The sequence below is a fragment of the Actinoplanes sp. NPDC020271 genome, from assembly GCF_044388125.1.
In the GTDB taxonomy this organism is placed as follows: Bacteria; Actinomycetota; Actinomycetes; order Mycobacteriales; family Micromonosporaceae; genus Actinoplanes.
The window spans coordinates 19,898-34,594 of record NZ_JBIRWQ010000005.1 but is presented as its reverse complement, the minus strand read 5'-3'; the positions used below and the strand labels follow the sequence as shown (position 1 = coordinate 34,594).

Genomic DNA, 14,697 nt, shown 5'->3' with positions numbered 1-14,697 from the left:
GGGCCGGTTGCGGGAAAATCGGCCCCGCCGGGCACGTCCCGCCCCGCACGTCCCGCCCCGCTGGGCACGTCCCGCCCCGCCGGGCCTTGGCCTGCGTGACCTTTCCGGGACGCGGCGACGGCGAAGGGCACACGCCGGTCGGGGTGTCTCGCTTGCTTCCGCGGCGCGCCGGGAGTAGCCAGGACAGATGTGGATCTTTGACGGGCACAACGACCTCGCCATGCGGCTGCGCGAGGAGCACGGCTCGAGCGTCACGGGACTCGACCGGTCGCGGCCGGAGCTGCAGACCGACCTGCCGCGGCTGCGCAGCGGGAACGTCGGCGCCCAGTTCTGGTCCGTCTACGTGCCGTCCTCGCTGCCCGAGCCGGAGGCGGTCACGCACACCATGGAGCAGATCGACGTCGTGTATCGGCTGCTCAACGAGTACCCGGACGCGCTGGAGGCCGCCTTCACGGCCGACGACGTCGAGCGGATCGTCGCCGCCGGCCGGGTGGCCTCACTGATCGGCATCGAGGGTGGCCACTGCCTGGCGCGCTCGCCCGGGGTGCTGCGGGCGTTCGCGCGGCTCGGCGTCCGCTACGTGACGCTGACCCACAACCATCACACCGCCTGGGCCGACTCGGCTGCCGCGCCGCCGTCCGTCGACGGCCTGACGGCCGAAGGGCTTGCTCTGGTACGCGAGATGCAGCGCATCGGGGTGCTGGTCGACCTCTCGCACGTGGCGACCGAGACGATGCACGCCGCGCTCGGCGAAGCCGCCGCACCGGTGATCTTCAGCCACTCCGGGGCGCGGACCGTCACCGATCATCCGCGCAACGTGCCCGACGACGTGCTCGAACGGATCCCGGCCAACGGCGGGGTGGTGCAGATCCCGTTCGTCGCGTACTTCGTGTCGTCGGCCGCCCTGGAGTGGTACCACGCCGCCGAAGCCGAGTGGAAGCGGCTGGGGCTGCCGCCGGTCGAGCACGACTGGGTACGCGGGCCGCGCGCCGGGGAGACGTCGCCGCCCGTCGCCAAGGTCGCCGTCCAGGTGTCCGAGCCGGCGTTCCAGCCGTGGCTGGCGGCGAACCCACGCCCGGACGCGACCGTCTCGGACGTCGCCGACCACGTCGAACACGCCCGCGCGGTGGCCGGGATCGAGCACATCGGGCTGGGAGCGGACTTCGACGGAACCTCGGACCTGCCGGTCGGGCTCGGCGACGTGGCCGGATACCCCACCCTGCTGGCCGAACTGTCGGGTCGCGGCTGGTCCGACGACGACCTGCGGAAACTCGCCCACCGGAACGTGCTGCGGGTGATGCGCGAGACCGAGCAGCACGCGACCGAGCCGCTGTGGCCGTCCACTCGCCTTGTTGCGACGGGCGGCGCGTCAGGGCGTCCGGAGGAGGCGGCGGCGCTCGCTCGCGAGGACGTCTGACATGGCTGATTCGCACATCGAGCGGTGACCGTGCGAGGTGGACCCGGGCAACGGGACGGGCGGTTACCGTAAGTGACAAGCCTGGGCGACGTGCGTGCGACGCCGCCCAGGGTGCCGGCCCGCGAACGGGGCCGGAAAAGCGCGGATCCGCCGGAGCCCGGCAGCTGGGTCCGGATGCCGGGGTGCCGACGGATCGGGCGGCCGGTCGCCGGAGAACTTCTTGGGTTTCACGACGACTGCCGGATGTTCAACGGCGTGGACCGCACGAACATGGAGATCATACGGTTTGTTTCCGGATCGTGCACCGGCCGGGTGATCCAGATCGCCACGGCTCGTTGCGATCTCCGGTGAGAGGTTAGCGCCGGGGCGCCGGTGGGGTGATCGCGGGTGCGTCACCCCACTCAGACCACACAGGAAGTCACGCTCAGTCAACCGGCTGGCGGCTTCTCGGAGCCCTCCGGCTTGATCGGTTTCGGTGTGGGGGTCGTCCCGTTGGGCGATGCCGGCGGCTCGATCGCCGACGACTCGGGGTCGCGCGCTCGCGAGGCGGTGGGCGTTGCCGGGGGCTCGGGGTCGCGCGGATGCGGGGTGGGGCGGGGCTCAGTGCGTACCGAATCGGGGGTTCCAGGGTTTTCTGGGGGAAGGCCGGTGCCGATCGCGGCGTAGACCGCCGGCTGGTCGCGGCGAAGGCGGCGGCCCCACCAGACGCCGAGCAGGTAGACGGCGAGGAAAGCGACCGGCGGCAGGTAGACCTTGACCGGATTGTCGGAGTCGAGGAGGTCGCCGAAGAAGACGACCGAGAGCAGCAGCATCAGGATCAGGAAGACCGCGGCGATCCACGGGGCGACCGAGCGGCGCCACGTCGTCTCGCCGTGCGCGTCGCGGCGGAAGAAGCGGACGACCGCGACCGACGCGATCGCCATCAGCACCAGGACGCCGAGGCCACCGGAGACCGTGCCGAAGAAGAAGAGGTCCGTCGTCGGGTTCAGCACGAGCGCCGCGAAGATCAGCAGTACGACGACGGCCAGGCCGGACTGGGCGATGGACGCACCGACCGGCACGTCGTCGCGAGTGCGGGCGAGGGTTCGCGGGAGCACGCCTTCGCGGGCGACGGTCAGCGCATACCGCGCGACGGTGTGATGGAAGGCGAGCATCGCGGCGAACAGGCTGGTCGCGAAGAAGATCCGGCCGAGATCGATGAGCGCGGTCGGCAGGTACGGGTCGGGGAGCACGAAGAAGAGGTCGTTGAGGTACTGCGCGGCGACGTCGATGATCCGGTCGGGCCCGGCGACGACGGACATCGCCCAGGCCGAGCCCCCGTAGACGATCGCGGCCACGCCGAGCGTCATGAAGATCGCGCGGGCGACCGTGCGCCGCGGGTCACGCGCCTCGGCCGCGTAGACCAGGGGCGATTCGAAGCCGACCATCCCGGCGACCGCGCCGACCAGCAGGGACACGCCGCCCGCGCTGGCGATCAGCCCCGGGTTGAGCGTGTCGGCGCTGACCGAGCCGCCGGCCGGGTGACCGAGCATGACGGCGTCGAAAATCAGCACGATCAGCACTTCGGCGCAGACCAGGACGGTCAGGATACGGGCGTTGAAATCGATCTGCCGCAGGCCCAGGAAGCTGATCACGGCCCAGCCGAGCAGCGCCCAGACGATCCACGACAGCTTCAGCCCGAAGATCGCCGCGGCGTTGTGGGCGGCCACGCCGAACGCGCCGTAGAGGCCGATCTGCATCGCGTTGTAGGCCACGAGCGCGACGAGAGCGGTCCCGACACCCGCCGGTCTGGAGAGACCCTTCGCCGCGTACGCATAGAAGGCGCCACTGTTGGGCACGTGCCGGGCCATCGCCGTGAGGCCGACCGTGAAGATCGCCAGCACGACGGCGACCAGCACGTATGCCACCGGGATGCCCTTTTCTCTCACCTCCCCGTAGCCCAGCGGAAGAGCCCCGGCGACCACGGTGAGTGGCGTCATCGCGGATACCGCGATGACGAACACGGACCACGTGCCGAGTTTGTGCGAATTCTGCTCGGTAAGCCCCGCTTGCGACACGGTGCCTCCTGTCCACAGCGGATCAGTGCCAGACGCCGAAGATATCGAAGTTAACTGATCTTGGGGCGGCTTGTTTTCCCCCCTCTCGGCCGGGGTAGATTCGGTTCCATGCCCATCGGCCCGCAACCGCACGGCCGCCGCGGCACCGTCGAGGAGCCGTACAGTCCGCTCAACCTGCGCCTGGTCCTCGCCGCGTTCGGCATGGTGGTGTGCGCCGTCCTGTCCGTCGTGCTGTTCCGGGCCGGGTGGACCCTGCCGGGCTGGCTGCTGGCGGCGTGGGCGGCGGTCGCCCTGGTCGACATCGTGGTGATCCAGTTCCGCCGGCGGGCCCGCGCCCGTGCCGAGGGCGGAGCGACGAAGGACCACAGCCTCTTCGAGTGATCGCGGGGACCACAGCCGCTTCGAGCGGTCAGGCCAGGCCCGCGTCATGGACCAGCAGGGCGATCTGGACGCGATTGTTCAGGTCGAGCTTGGTCAGCAGCCGGGAGACGTGCGCCTTCACCGTCGCGACCGACATGAACAGGTCGGCGCCGATCTCCGCGTTCGACTTGCCCTGCGCGACCGCGAGCGCCACGTCCAGCTCACGCGTGCTGAGCTGATCGAGCCGGCGGCCGGCCTGCCCGCGGTCCGGCTGCGGCGCCGTCACATGCGTGATCAACTGCCGGGTCACGCTCGGGGACAGCGTCGCCTCACCGGCCGCGACACGCAGCACGGCGTCCCGGATCTGCGCCGGTGGCGTGTCCTTCAACAGGAACCCGCCGGCCCCGGCCCGCAACGCCCGCAGCACGAACTCGTCGGCGTCGAACGTGGTCAGGACCAGCACCTCGGGCGCATCCGGCCGGCGACGCAGCGTCTCCGTCGCGGTCAGCCCGTCGACGCCGGGCATCCGGATGTCCATCAGCACGACGTCCGGCCGGTGCTCGGCGACCGCTCCCGGCACCTCGGCACCGTCGCTCGCCTGCCCGACCACGTGCAGGTCGTCGGCACCGGTGAGGATCATCGACAGGCCGGCCCGGACCAGCGGGTCGTCGTCGACGATCAAGACCCGGACCGGATTCACGGCTCCTCCCACGGCAGCCACGCGCCGAGGCGGAACTCGCCGTCCGCCGGACCGTGGGACAGGCTGCCGCCGGCCAGGGTGGCACGTTCGGTGAGGCCGATCAGTCCGGTGCCCGTACCGGGAAGGGGTTTGATCGGCGCGGCGACCGGAAGCGGATTGACCACCTCGATGGTGAGCCCGGTGCCGCGGGCACCGCCGACCCGGACCTGGACGACCGTGCCCGGCGCATGCTTGCGCGCGTTGGTCAGGCCCTCCTGCACGATCCGGTACGCCGCACGCCCCACGCCGGCCGGCACCTCCCCCAGGTCCGCCGTCACCTCGAGGTTCACCTTGTCACCGGCCGACCGTGCCTCGTCGACCAGGGCGGGCAGCGCGGTGAGCGTGGGCTGCGGTTTCTCCGGGGTGGGGTCGCCGCCGTCCGGCCCGGCGCGCAGCACGCCGATCACCGCCCGCAGGTCCTGCATGGCCTGGTGCGCGCTGGTCCGCACGACCGCGGCCGCGCCGGCGATCTCCTCCGGCGGCGCCCCGGGACGGAATTCCAGCGCACCCGCGTGCAGGGTGAGCATGGAGATCCGGTGTGCCAGCACGTCGTGCATCTCGCGGGCGATCCGGGTGCGCTCCAGCGCGCGGGCCTGCTCGACGCGCAACTGCTGCTCGGCCTCGGCCCGGGCGGCCCGGTCCCGCCAGGAGACGACCAGCTCGCGGCGGGCGCGGACCACCATCCCCCACAACGCGAGGATCACCACGATGGCCAGGCCCCAGAGGAACGTCTCCAGGAGTGAGTTGTTCTTCTCCGGCCGGATCGCCGCGAAGACCACGTTCGCCGCGCCCGCGAAGCCGACGAACCCGGCGAGCACCACGAAGCGGCAGTGAACGGCCACCGTGAGGATGGCGACGAAACCGGTGAACGCGATCGCGACGCTGAACGTCGACAGCGCCAGGCAGTAGATCCCGAAGAGCAGCGGGAACCGGCGCCGCCACCACAGCCCGATACCGGCGACGCCGCTGAGCACGCCGTCCACCACGATCAGCCAGTGCGGGGTCGGATGCCACTCCTGCACCACGGTCGGGTTCGGCCCGAGCAGGTCGGCGGTGGCGAGCACGGTGAAGCCGAACCCGATCACGAAGCAGATGCTGTCGACCACCCAGTCGCGGGTGGACCGGCGGGCCGGTGCGTCCGGCTCGGCGGACAGGGTGGCCGGCAACAGCCAGCTGAACTCGACGGTGGTCGCCACGCGTCCGACTCTACGAGTGGGCCGCCGCCGGCCGATACCGACCAAAGTAGGTGCCGGACGCTCGACCAAGGTAGGCCCGGACATCGACCGTGGACCGAAGCGGCGGCCCGGTCCCGGCCGACACGCTGAGCACATGATTGCGGTCGAGAACCTCACCAAACGGTACGGCGATCAGCGTGCCGTCGACGACGTGTCGTTCACGTGCGAGCCGGGCACGGTCACCGGCTTCCTCGGTCCGAACGGCGCCGGGAAATCCACCACCCTACGGATGATCTGCGGTCTGACCCCGCCCACGGCCGGGTCGGCGACCGTGGCCGGTGTGCCCTATCGACGGCTCGGCAACCCGGGCCGTCGCGTCGGGGTCCTGCTCGACGCGTCCGCGCAGCACGCCGGGCGGACCGGGCGGGAGACCCTGGCGCTGGCGGCCCTGACGATGGGGCTGGACACCGCGCGGGTGCCGGACCGGCTGGCCGCGGTCGGGTTGGACGCCAGCGCCGCACGTCGACGCGTACGGGCATATTCCCTGGGTATGCGGCAGCGGCTGGGCCTGGCCTACGCGATGCTGGGCGACCCGGCCGTGCTGATTCTGGACGAGCCGGCGAACGGGCTCGACCCGGAGGGCATCTTCTGGATGCGCGGATTGCTGCGCGAGTTCGCCGATCGTGGCGGCACGGTGCTGCTCTCCTCGCATCTGCTGCGCGAGGTCGAGGCGGTGGCGGATCGGCTGGTGGTGATCGGGGGCGGCCGGATCCTCACCCAGGGCGACAAGAACGCGCTGCTCGGCGCGGCCGGCACGGTGGTGCGCCCGGCCGATCCGGCCGAGCTCGACGCGGTGCTGAAACGGCTGGACGTGACCGGCACCCGCTCGTCGGACGGCACGATCCTGGTGCCGTCCGAACCCGAGGCCATCGCCCGGGCCGCCGCCGCGGCCGGAGTGGTGCTGCTGGAGTTGCGGCCGGCCGGCGCCGGCGGCCTGGAAGAGATGTTCCTGCGTCTGACCAGCACCGGAGGAAACCGATGACCGCCACGACGACGACCCCGGTCGTTCCGCTGCCCCGGCTGACCGGGGTCGAGCTGCGCAAGCTCGCCGACACCCGGGCCGGGTTCTGGCTCCTGCTGATCATCGGGCTGGCCACGGTCGCCACCTCGGCGATCATCCTGGGCTGGTCCCCGGACGAGGAGATGACGTTCGAGGGGTTCTTCACGTTCGGGCTGCTGCCGTCCGCGGTGCTGCTGCCGGTGCTCGGCATTCTCGCCGTGACCAGCGAGTGGTCGCAGCGGACGGCGCTGTCGACGTTCACGCTGGTGCCGGCGCGGAGCCGGGTGATGATCGCGAAGATCGTCGCCGGGGTGCTGATCGCGATCGCCGCCACGGCGGCGACCGCCCTGCTCAGCGTCGTCGCGAACGTGATCGGCCGGGCGATCGGCGGCGACGGGTCGTGGCACGTCGACGGCTCGCTGATCTGGCAGGGTCTGCTGCTTCAGGTGATCTTCGTGCTGATGGGGATCGGGTTCGGCGCGCTGCTGCAGAACACGCCGCTGGCGATCGTGCTCTACTTCGCGCTGCCGATGGTCTGGACGCTGCTCGGCAGCATGATCAAGGGTTTGAAGTCGGCCGCTGAGTGGCTGGACATCAACGTGACGACGACGCCGCTCTCCGAGGCCGACATGAGCTCGGGCGAGTACGCGCGGCTGGGCGTCTCGGTCGCCGTGTGGGTGCTGTTGCCGCTGGTGGCGGGCTCGATCCGGGTGCTGCGCCGCGAGGTCTCCTGACCGCGCCGGGGCCGTCTGGCGATTGCGGGGCGGCCCCGGCTCCGAACCGCGCCGGGGCCGTCTGGCGATTGCGGGGCGGCCCCGGCTCCGATTCCGGGCCACGGGGGCCGGGCAGGGTGCCATCCTGAATGGCGGCCGGTGACCGCAGGTGAGACCGCGCGGGCGGATGATTCATGATCGACTGCGCGTGTTGGGGTCATTCGCACCTTTAGGCAGGTAACGTCCGCTTCGTGAATCGCACCGGTCTTGCCAGCTTCGCTGCACTCGTGGTAATGATCCCACTCGTCACCAGCCCGGCCGCGGCGCAGCAGCAACGGCCGCCCGCGCCCGGCACCGGCCCAGGCGCCCGAGCACTTGCGGTTGACGACAGCCGAGAGCTCACCCGTACCCACCTGGAACTTGACGGAAAAGCCCTGCCGCAGGCGCGGTATCGGCCGCAACCCACCGCCCGCCGCGCGCCCGCGGCGACGCCACCGATCGGCACCGTGCGCAGCTGGGTCGGCCTCGACGACACCGACAACGACCTGTACCGCAAGGACTACACGCTGCGGGCCGTCGGGAAGCACATCGAGGTGTGGGTCGCCAAGGACATCGCCTTCCCCACGAACGACTGCCGCAAGAACGCCACCGAAGTGACCGACGCACAGGTCGCGGACCTGGTCAGCCAGTTCGACGACAACATCTACCCCAAGGAGACGGCGGCGTTCAGCACGCCGCCCGACCGGACCGGCGCCAACCCGGGAATGCCCGGCGACTTCAGCGGCGACGGCGACAAGACCGTGACCCTCGTCGACAACGTCCGCGACGACAACTACTTCCACTTCCCCGAGCGGCCCACCTACATCGCCGGATTCTTCTCCGCGCAGCTCAACGAGCTGTTCGACCGGAACGTGATGACGATCGACGCCTACGACTGGGCACACCGGCTCGGCGCCAACCCGAAGAACGAACCGACCGACGACCTGTGCACCAGCCGGCCCGCCCGCCCGCGGATGTACGAAGGCACGTTCGCCCACGAATGGCAGCACCTGCTCGAGTACTACACCGACCCCGACGAGGCGGACTGGCTCAACGAGGGGATGTCCGACTATGCCCAGACGCTGGTCGGCTACGTCGACGCGCGACTCGGCGTGCACCACATGGGCTTCGACAGTCACCTCGCCTGCTACCAGGGCTTCGGCAGTGTCAAGACGACGTGGAACGCCAACCCGCGCCAGTGCGGCGGGCCGCAGAACTCACTGAACCTGTGGGACGAAGGCACCCCGAACGAGGTGCTGGCCGATTACGGCATCACCTACCAACTGATGATCTACCTGCGTGACCGCTTCGGCGAGAAGCTCATCTCGGAGCTGCACCGGGACGGGAAACACCAGTCACTCGACGCGCTGCGGCAAGCACTGCCGGCCAAGACCAGACTCACCGACGTGCTGCACGACTTCCAAGTGATGACCCTCGTCGACAAAGAAGTCGGAGAACCCGGCGGGACGATCACCGGAGTGCCGCGCGAGCGGGTCACCGCCGCTGGACTCCGATCGACGATCAACCTGGGCAACCCGTCCGACTACGAGCAAGCGGGAGCAGCACCCAACGGGGCGGACTACATCCGGCTGCGCGGGCCGCTCGACTCGGTGACCTTCACCGGTGCGCGAACGCTGCCGCCGACACCACTCGCGTGGACGATCGACTCAGGGCTGCTCTTCAGCGGCAACGCGTCCGACACCGACGAGACCGCGGCACGGCAGGTCGCAGTACCGGCCGACGATCCGGTGCTGCGGTTCACGACCAGTTACGGGATGGAGAAGGACTTCGATTACGGGTACGTGACGATCTCCGCTGACGGCGGGAAGACGTACACCGCGGTGGCCGGGGACAACACTGTCAAAGGGCCGGAAGGTCCCGGGCTGACCGGGCAGGTGGCGGACGTCGAGCAGAGCTACGACCTCTCGGCGTACGCGGGGAAGAAGGTGCTGCTCGGCTTCCGCTATGTCAGCGACGCGGCGGTCAACCTCGGTGGCTGGCACATCGGGGACGTCTCGATCGGCGCCAACAAGATCGCAAGCAACTCGCTGACCGGGTGGAAGTCGCCGACGCAGTGGCATCCGGTGGCGGTGCGCGGGTGGCACGTGTCGCTCGTCGGGCTCGGGAAGCTGCGGGCCGCGGTCGTGCCGATCTCGCAGGCGGCTTCACTGCGCGGGTTCCCCAAGGTGGTGGCGATCGTGGCGCAGGACGATCCGACCGGGACGATCACGCAGTATGCGCCGTACACGCTGACCGTGGACGGGGTGGTGCAGCCGGGTGGTGGGCAGGTGGCGGCGGGTGGAAGTGACGTGCCGGTTGCGGGGGTAGGGCCTGCGCCGGGACCGTCCGCGAGCGCGCCCGGTGGGGCCACGCCGTCGGCTTCGGTGACACTGTCAGCGCCGTCGGTCCAGCACACGCCGTCAGCATCGTCCGCGCCGTCGGCACCGTCGGCACCGTCGGCACCGTCAACGCCGTCGGCACCGTCAACGCCGACGGCACCGTCCGCGCTGTCGGCCGCGTATGCCTCGTCGGCCCGTTCGGCTCGGTCGAATCCGACCGTGCATTGACGCGACATGGCCTGCCATGCCCGGCCGCGCGGCGTTCAGGCTGACGTCCTCGCCGCCCGCACCCAGACCCACGAATGGCGTCCAGGGCGGGTGCCCGGCCCGACAACGCGAGCGCTCAGCTGGACAACGTGGCCCTCAGCCCCGCCGCGCGGGTGCCCGGCACCGCGGGTCAGAGGCGTCCAACGCTGCAGCATCGCCTCGTATTCGAAGGATCAACTTCCGGGTGGCAACACCCCGTAGATGAGCGCTGTCGAGCCGGAACCGGCCCGATTGATCTGCCCGCCACACAGGACCCAGGCTCCGGTGGCGGGCAGATCCGTAAGATTCGCCAGCACCTCCAGACTGATCCGGCGACGCTGATGGACCAGCTTGGACACGGCGAACCCGGTATCGCTGCTGACATCCGGACTGAACGCGTCAGTCCCGGTGCCGCCGCGCTCCCCCAGCCGCCCGCTCTCCACCAGCCATCGCACCGTCTCCGGCGCGAAGCCGGGATGTCGCTCGAATGCCGCGCTCCCGAACCTCTCCTCCCACCCGGTCCAGATGATCACCACCGACTCGGCGGGAATCCGGCCGTGGCGCCGCTCCCAGGCCTCCAGGTCGGCGATCGTCACCGCATGATCCGGATCGACCGCGCACGCGGCACGCACGTCCACCTTCACCGCCGGGCGGAACAGGTCAGCCGGCGTCAGCTCGTCGGCGAGAAGCCCACCCGCCGTGAAGTGCCCGGGCGCGCCCCAGTGCGTGCCGGTGTGCTCACCGCCGCGAACCGCACGTAAGTAATAGCCATCGGCCTCCAGCGTCGCGACGGTCTCCAGCTCGAACGGCGGATCACCCGGAAAGACGCTGACCCGGGCCGGATCGTTCACGTGCGACAGGCTCACCAGCCTCAAATCCTCGAACATGCCGCCATCCTGCCACGAAAGTTTGACACTGTCACGCTGACAGTGTCAGAATCTCAGGCATGTGGACGATGGAGGAGCTGATCGACCGGGTGCGCCAGGCGCTCGCCGCGGAATACTCCGGCGCGCCCAACGGCCGGGTCCGCGATCTGCCCGACCGGCGTTCGATCCGGTGGTATTCGACGATCGGCCTGGTCGACCGCCCCCTCGGCACGCGCGGCCGCACCGCGCTCTACGGCCCGCGCCACCTTCTTCAACTGGTGGCCATCAAACGCTTGCAGGCCGGCGGCCGGACTCTCGCCGAGATCCAGGCCGAGCTGTCCGGCGTCTCGCAGGAGGGGCTGGCCGGGCTCGCGCGCGTCCCGGCCGACCTGCTCACCGTCGACCCCGACGCCACTCCCCCGGCCGCGGCCGAGCGGCAGCCGTTCTGGAAGACGCCACCGGCCCCTCCCGAGCCGACCGTCGACTGGGCGTTTCCCGACCCGGCCTCCGGCCCGGCCCGCCGAGGGCGAGCCCCTGATTCACCGCCGCCCTCGCTTCATTCACGGCCACCAGACCCCCATTTGAGTACGGTGCCGGCCCCGTTCCACCCCGCGCCCGACGTGCCCCCGCCGCCGTCCGATCCCGGCGGCCTGCCTCGGGGCGGCACGGATGCGCTGCTCACCGGAGTTCCACTCGGCGGCGGTGTGATTCTGCTGGTTCCTGGTCCACTCACTCTCGACGTCACCGATCGTGCCGAGCTCGCCGCTGCGGCCCGACCTCTGCTCGACCTGCTCGCATCCCGTGGGCTCCACCGATAGGAGAGATCCGTGATCATCTACGTCAATCCGATGGGCCCGGGTGAGCTGGAGCGTCTCCCGCAGCTGCCGGAGTCCGGGTTCGGCTCGATGCGCACCGGTTCGGGCAACCTGCCACTCGACCGGCTCGACGTCCGGGCCACGATCAACGGCCTGGTCGCGCGCACCGAGGTCACCGCCGAGTTCGTGAACGGGCACGACACCGCGCTCGAGGCGACCTATGTCTTCCCGCTACCCGACCGCGCCGCCGTCACCGGTCTGACGATGACCGCCGACGACCGCACGGTCACGGCTGAGCTGCAGGAGCGGGGCGCCGCCCGGGAGCACTACGACGAGGCCATCACCGCCGGTCAGCGCGCGTCGATCGCCGAGGAGGAGCGGCCCGACGTCTTCACGATGCGGGCCGGCAACATCCTGCCCGGCGAGCGCGTCGTGGTGCGGTTGTCGCTGGTCGGCCCCCTGCCCTATGAGGACGGCGCGGCCACGTTCCGGTTCCCGCTCGTCGTGGCGCCGCGCTACATCCCGGGCACGATGCTGGCCGGGCCGGCCGCGGGCGACGGGCAGGCGGCGGACACCGACGCCGTGCCGGACGCGTCTCGCATCTCGCCACCGGTGCTGCTGCCCGGCTTCCCCAACCCGCTGCGGCTCTCCATCGGCGTGACCGTCGACCCGGCCGGGCTGGAGCTCGGCGAGGTCCGGTCCAGCCTGCACACCGTCACCGAGGAGGACGGGACACTGCGGATCGCCCCGGGCGAGCGCGCCGACCGGGACTTCGTGCTGCGGCTGGCCTACGGGCCGGGCAGTCAGACCGCGATCGCGGTGCCGGACGGGGAGGGCGGCGAAGGGACGTACCAACTGGTGGTTCTGCCGCCGGCGGAGACCGCGCCGCCGCGTCCGAAGGACGTGGTGTTGCTGCTCGACCGTTCCGGCAGCATGGGCGGCTGGAAGATGGTCGCCGCCCGCCGGGCCGCGGCGCGGGTCATCGACACGCTGACCAGCGCCGACCGGTTCGCCGTGCTGACCTTCGACCACCAGGTCGAGCGGCCCGACGGGCTGGAGTCCGGGCTGAGCGAGGCCACCGACCGTCATCGGTACCGCGCGGTCGAGCACCTGGCCCGCGCCGACGCCCGCGGCGGCACCGAGCTGCTCACGCCGCTGACCGCCGGCCTCGGGCTGCTCGCCGACAGCACCGGGCGGGACAGGGTGCTGGTGCTCGTCACCGACGGCCAGGTGGGTAACGAGGATCAGATCGTCCACGAGGTCACTCCGCTGATCGGCGGCACCCGGCTGCACACCATCGGCATCGACCGGGCCGTCAACGCCGGCTTCCTGGGCCGGCTCGCCGCGCTCGGCGCCGGGCGGGCCGAGCTGGTCGAGAGCGAGGACAGGCTGGACGAGGCGATGGAGCACATCCACCGCCGGATCGGCGCTCCGCTGGTCACCGGCCTGTCGATCGCCGGCGAGGGGTTCGCGCCGCTGGACGGGACGCGCAGCCCGCAGCGCCTGCCGGGGCTCTACCCCGGGGTGCCGCTGGTGATCACCGGGCGCTACTCGGGTGCGGTCGCCGGCAGCCTCACGGTCACCGGCAGGACCCGCGACGATCAGGACTTCAGGGCCACGGTGGCGGTGCAGGAGCGCGCCGAGCAGGCGATCGTCAAGCAGTGGGCGCGGGCCCGGCTGCGCGACCTCGAGGACGCCTATGCGGCCGGCGATCTGGCCCTGGAGCCGCAGATCGTCGACACGTCATTGCGGTTCGGGGTGTTGTGCCGCTTCACCGCCTATGTGGCTGTCGACGAGCGCGTGGTCAACGAGGGCGGCAAGGTGCGGAAGGTGACGCAGCCGGTCGAGATGCCCTCCGGGTGGGAGCCGCCGGTTCCGCCGATGGCAGCCGGGGTCATGCTGGCCTCCGCGCCGTCGCCGTTCCAGAGCGGCCCGGCGCCGGTCCGTTCGAGGAGCTTCCCGCCTACCCCACCCGCGCCCGGTGGGCCCGTGCCGGGCGCGCCGCGCTTCGCCCCGGCCAGCGCGGCCGATGCCGGGTCGCCGCCCCGGCGGAAGGCCGCCGTCTGGCGCGGGCTCGCGGAGGACGACGACACCGACTACGAGAGCGGGCCGCCCGCGGTGACCGGGCCGCCGCGCCGCACCGGCCTCCCGGAGGCTCCTGCGGCTGGCGCCCCGGTGACCGGTGCCCAAGAGGCCGGTGGCCCTGTGACCGGTGCCCCAGAAGCCGGCGTTCCGGCAGCTGGTGGTCCTGCGGGCGGTGTAGCGGCGTCCGGTGCCCGGGTTCGGGGGTTCGGCCGGTCGGTGCGGACGTTCGAGAGCGCTGCCGGGGTCGGGCTCGACGACGTGCGCGCGCTGGCGACCGTCGAGGCCGAGCGGCTGCGCGTCGCCGCTGACCAGCCTGTCTACGAGCGGCGTGACCTGCTGGAAGATCTGGCCAGTCGGCTCACCGTTCTGCTGACGTCGCTGACCGGCGGCGAGTTCACCGCGTTGCACGACCTGGTGGCGTTGCTCAACGGCGACGCCGCGCTCGACGAGAAGTGGTCCACGGCGCTCCGGGTCCTGACGGACTTCGGCGCGGGCACACAGCCGAAGCCCACGCCCAGACCGTTCTGGAAACGCTGACCGCTCACCCGGCGAGGACGGGCCGCCCACCGCGGGCGGCCCAGCCGTCAGGGCGGCCGGGCAGCCGCCGGAAGTGACGGGTGGGTAGGAGCACGGAGCGCGAAAGAAAGTGAGCGGGATAACTGGGCCGGTGCTGGGAAGGTTCGCGGTTGGGGAGTGGCTGGTCGGGTGGGTGGGACACCGCTCAGACCGGAGCAGGGGCGGCTCATACGAAGCGTGGATCGGCCGAACGGACCCCGCGCAAGTGGA

11 protein-coding genes are annotated in these 14,697 nt (G+C 71.3%); 7 read left to right on the top strand and 4 right to left on the bottom strand.

Annotation, left to right across the window (positions count from 1 at the left end; translation table 11 throughout):
- The first annotated feature begins 187 nt into the window (after window positions 1–187).
- Window positions 188–1,417 (top strand): dipeptidase, encoded by a 1,230-nt coding sequence (locus ACH442_RS12965; protein WP_396338161.1) that lies wholly within the window; start codon window positions 188–190, stop codon window positions 1,415–1,417.
- A 428-nt stretch (window positions 1,418–1,845) separates the two neighbouring features.
- Here ACH442_RS12965 and ACH442_RS12960 read toward each other — a convergent pair whose 3' ends face one another.
- Window positions 1,846–3,474 (bottom strand): amino acid permease, encoded by a 1,629-nt coding sequence (locus tag ACH442_RS12960; RefSeq protein ID WP_396338160.1) that lies wholly within the window; start codon window positions 3,472–3,474, stop codon window positions 1,846–1,848.
- Window positions 3,475–3,582: 108 nt separating this feature from the next.
- On the opposite strand from ACH442_RS12960, the gene ACH442_RS12955 reads away from it, so the two are divergent.
- Window positions 3,583–3,855 (top strand): hypothetical protein, encoded by a 273-nt coding sequence (locus ACH442_RS12955; protein ID WP_396338159.1) that lies wholly within the window; start codon window positions 3,583–3,585, stop codon window positions 3,853–3,855.
- A 28-nt stretch (window positions 3,856–3,883) separates the two neighbouring features.
- Here ACH442_RS12955 and ACH442_RS12950 read toward each other — a convergent pair whose 3' ends face one another.
- Both ACH442_RS12950 and ACH442_RS12945 read right to left on the bottom strand, forming a co-directional pair.
- The gene (locus tag ACH442_RS12950) at window positions 3,884–4,534 is read right to left on the bottom strand and encodes a response regulator (RefSeq protein WP_396338158.1); all 651 of its coding nucleotides are present in this window, start codon (window positions 4,532–4,534) and stop codon (window positions 3,884–3,886) included.
- Entirely contained in the window at window positions 4,531–5,769 is a 1,239-nt protein-coding gene (locus ACH442_RS12945) for a sensor histidine kinase (protein ID WP_396338157.1), read from the bottom strand. Before ACH442_RS12945 ends, ACH442_RS12950 begins: the two co-directional genes overlap by 4 nt.
- A gap of 133 nt (window positions 5,770–5,902) precedes the next feature.
- On the opposite strand from ACH442_RS12945, the gene ACH442_RS12940 reads away from it, so the two are divergent.
- The 3 genes from ACH442_RS12940 to ACH442_RS12930 all read left to right on the top strand — a co-directional run bounded on the left by ACH442_RS12940 (window position 5,903) and on the right by ACH442_RS12930 (window position 10,127).
- Window positions 5,903–6,790 carry an ABC transporter ATP-binding protein gene (locus tag ACH442_RS12940; protein WP_396338156.1) on the top strand — a complete coding sequence of 296 codons (888 nt, stop codon included), beginning with the start codon at window positions 5,903–5,905 and terminating at the stop codon, window positions 6,788–6,790.
- Window positions 6,787–7,542: an ABC transporter permease gene (locus ACH442_RS12935; protein WP_396338155.1), complete on the top strand. Its 756-nt coding sequence runs from the start codon at window positions 6,787–6,789 to the stop codon at window positions 7,540–7,542. Before ACH442_RS12940 ends, ACH442_RS12935 begins: the two co-directional genes overlap by 4 nt.
- 272 nt (window positions 7,543–7,814) lie before the next feature.
- On the top strand, window positions 7,815–10,127 hold the full coding sequence (locus ACH442_RS12930) for a peptidase M6 immune inhibitor A (protein ID WP_396338154.1): 2,313 nt from the start codon (window positions 7,815–7,817) through the stop codon (window positions 10,125–10,127).
- Window positions 10,128–10,339: 212 nt separating this feature from the next.
- Here the strand turns inward: ACH442_RS12930 and ACH442_RS12925 are convergent, their stop codons facing one another.
- Window positions 10,340–11,032: a cyclase family protein gene (locus ACH442_RS12925; protein ID WP_396338153.1), complete on the bottom strand. Its 693-nt coding sequence runs from the start codon at window positions 11,030–11,032 to the stop codon at window positions 10,340–10,342.
- A gap of 59 nt (window positions 11,033–11,091) precedes the next feature.
- Between ACH442_RS12925 and ACH442_RS12920 the strand changes: the two genes are divergently transcribed.
- Window positions 11,092–11,829 carry a MerR family transcriptional regulator gene (locus ACH442_RS12920; RefSeq protein ID WP_396338152.1) on the top strand — a complete coding sequence of 246 codons (738 nt, stop codon included), beginning with the start codon at window positions 11,092–11,094 and terminating at the stop codon, window positions 11,827–11,829.
- 9 nt (window positions 11,830–11,838) lie between these two features.
- Window positions 11,839–14,448, top strand: a complete 2,610-nt coding sequence (locus tag ACH442_RS12915; RefSeq protein ID WP_396338151.1) for a VIT domain-containing protein — start codon at window positions 11,839–11,841, stop codon at window positions 14,446–14,448.
- Window positions 14,449–14,697: the final 249 nt, after the last annotated feature.

What these genes read in the sequence shown, in the direction of transcription:
- ACH442_RS12920 (WP_396338152.1), top strand. Translation starts at nt 11,092, where the DNA reads ATGTGGACGATGGAGGAGCTGATCGACCGGGTGCGCCAGGCGCTCGCC.
- ACH442_RS12965 (WP_396338161.1), top strand. Translation starts at nt 188, where the DNA reads ATGTGGATCTTTGACGGGCACAACGACCTCGCCATGCGGCTGCGCGAG.
- ACH442_RS12955 (WP_396338159.1), top strand. Translation starts at nt 3,583, where the DNA reads ATGCCCATCGGCCCGCAACCGCACGGCCGCCGCGGCACCGTCGAGGAG.
- ACH442_RS12935 (WP_396338155.1), top strand. Translation starts at nt 6,787, where the DNA reads ATGACCGCCACGACGACGACCCCGGTCGTTCCGCTGCCCCGGCTGACC.
- ACH442_RS12940 (WP_396338156.1), top strand. Translation starts at nt 5,903, where the DNA reads ATGATTGCGGTCGAGAACCTCACCAAACGGTACGGCGATCAGCGTGCC.
- ACH442_RS12925 (WP_396338153.1), bottom strand. Translation starts at nt 11,032, where the DNA reads ATGTTCGAGGATTTGAGGCTGGTGAGCCTGTCGCACGTGAACGATCCG.
- ACH442_RS12930 (WP_396338154.1), top strand. Translation starts at nt 7,815, where the DNA reads ATGATCCCACTCGTCACCAGCCCGGCCGCGGCGCAGCAGCAACGGCCG.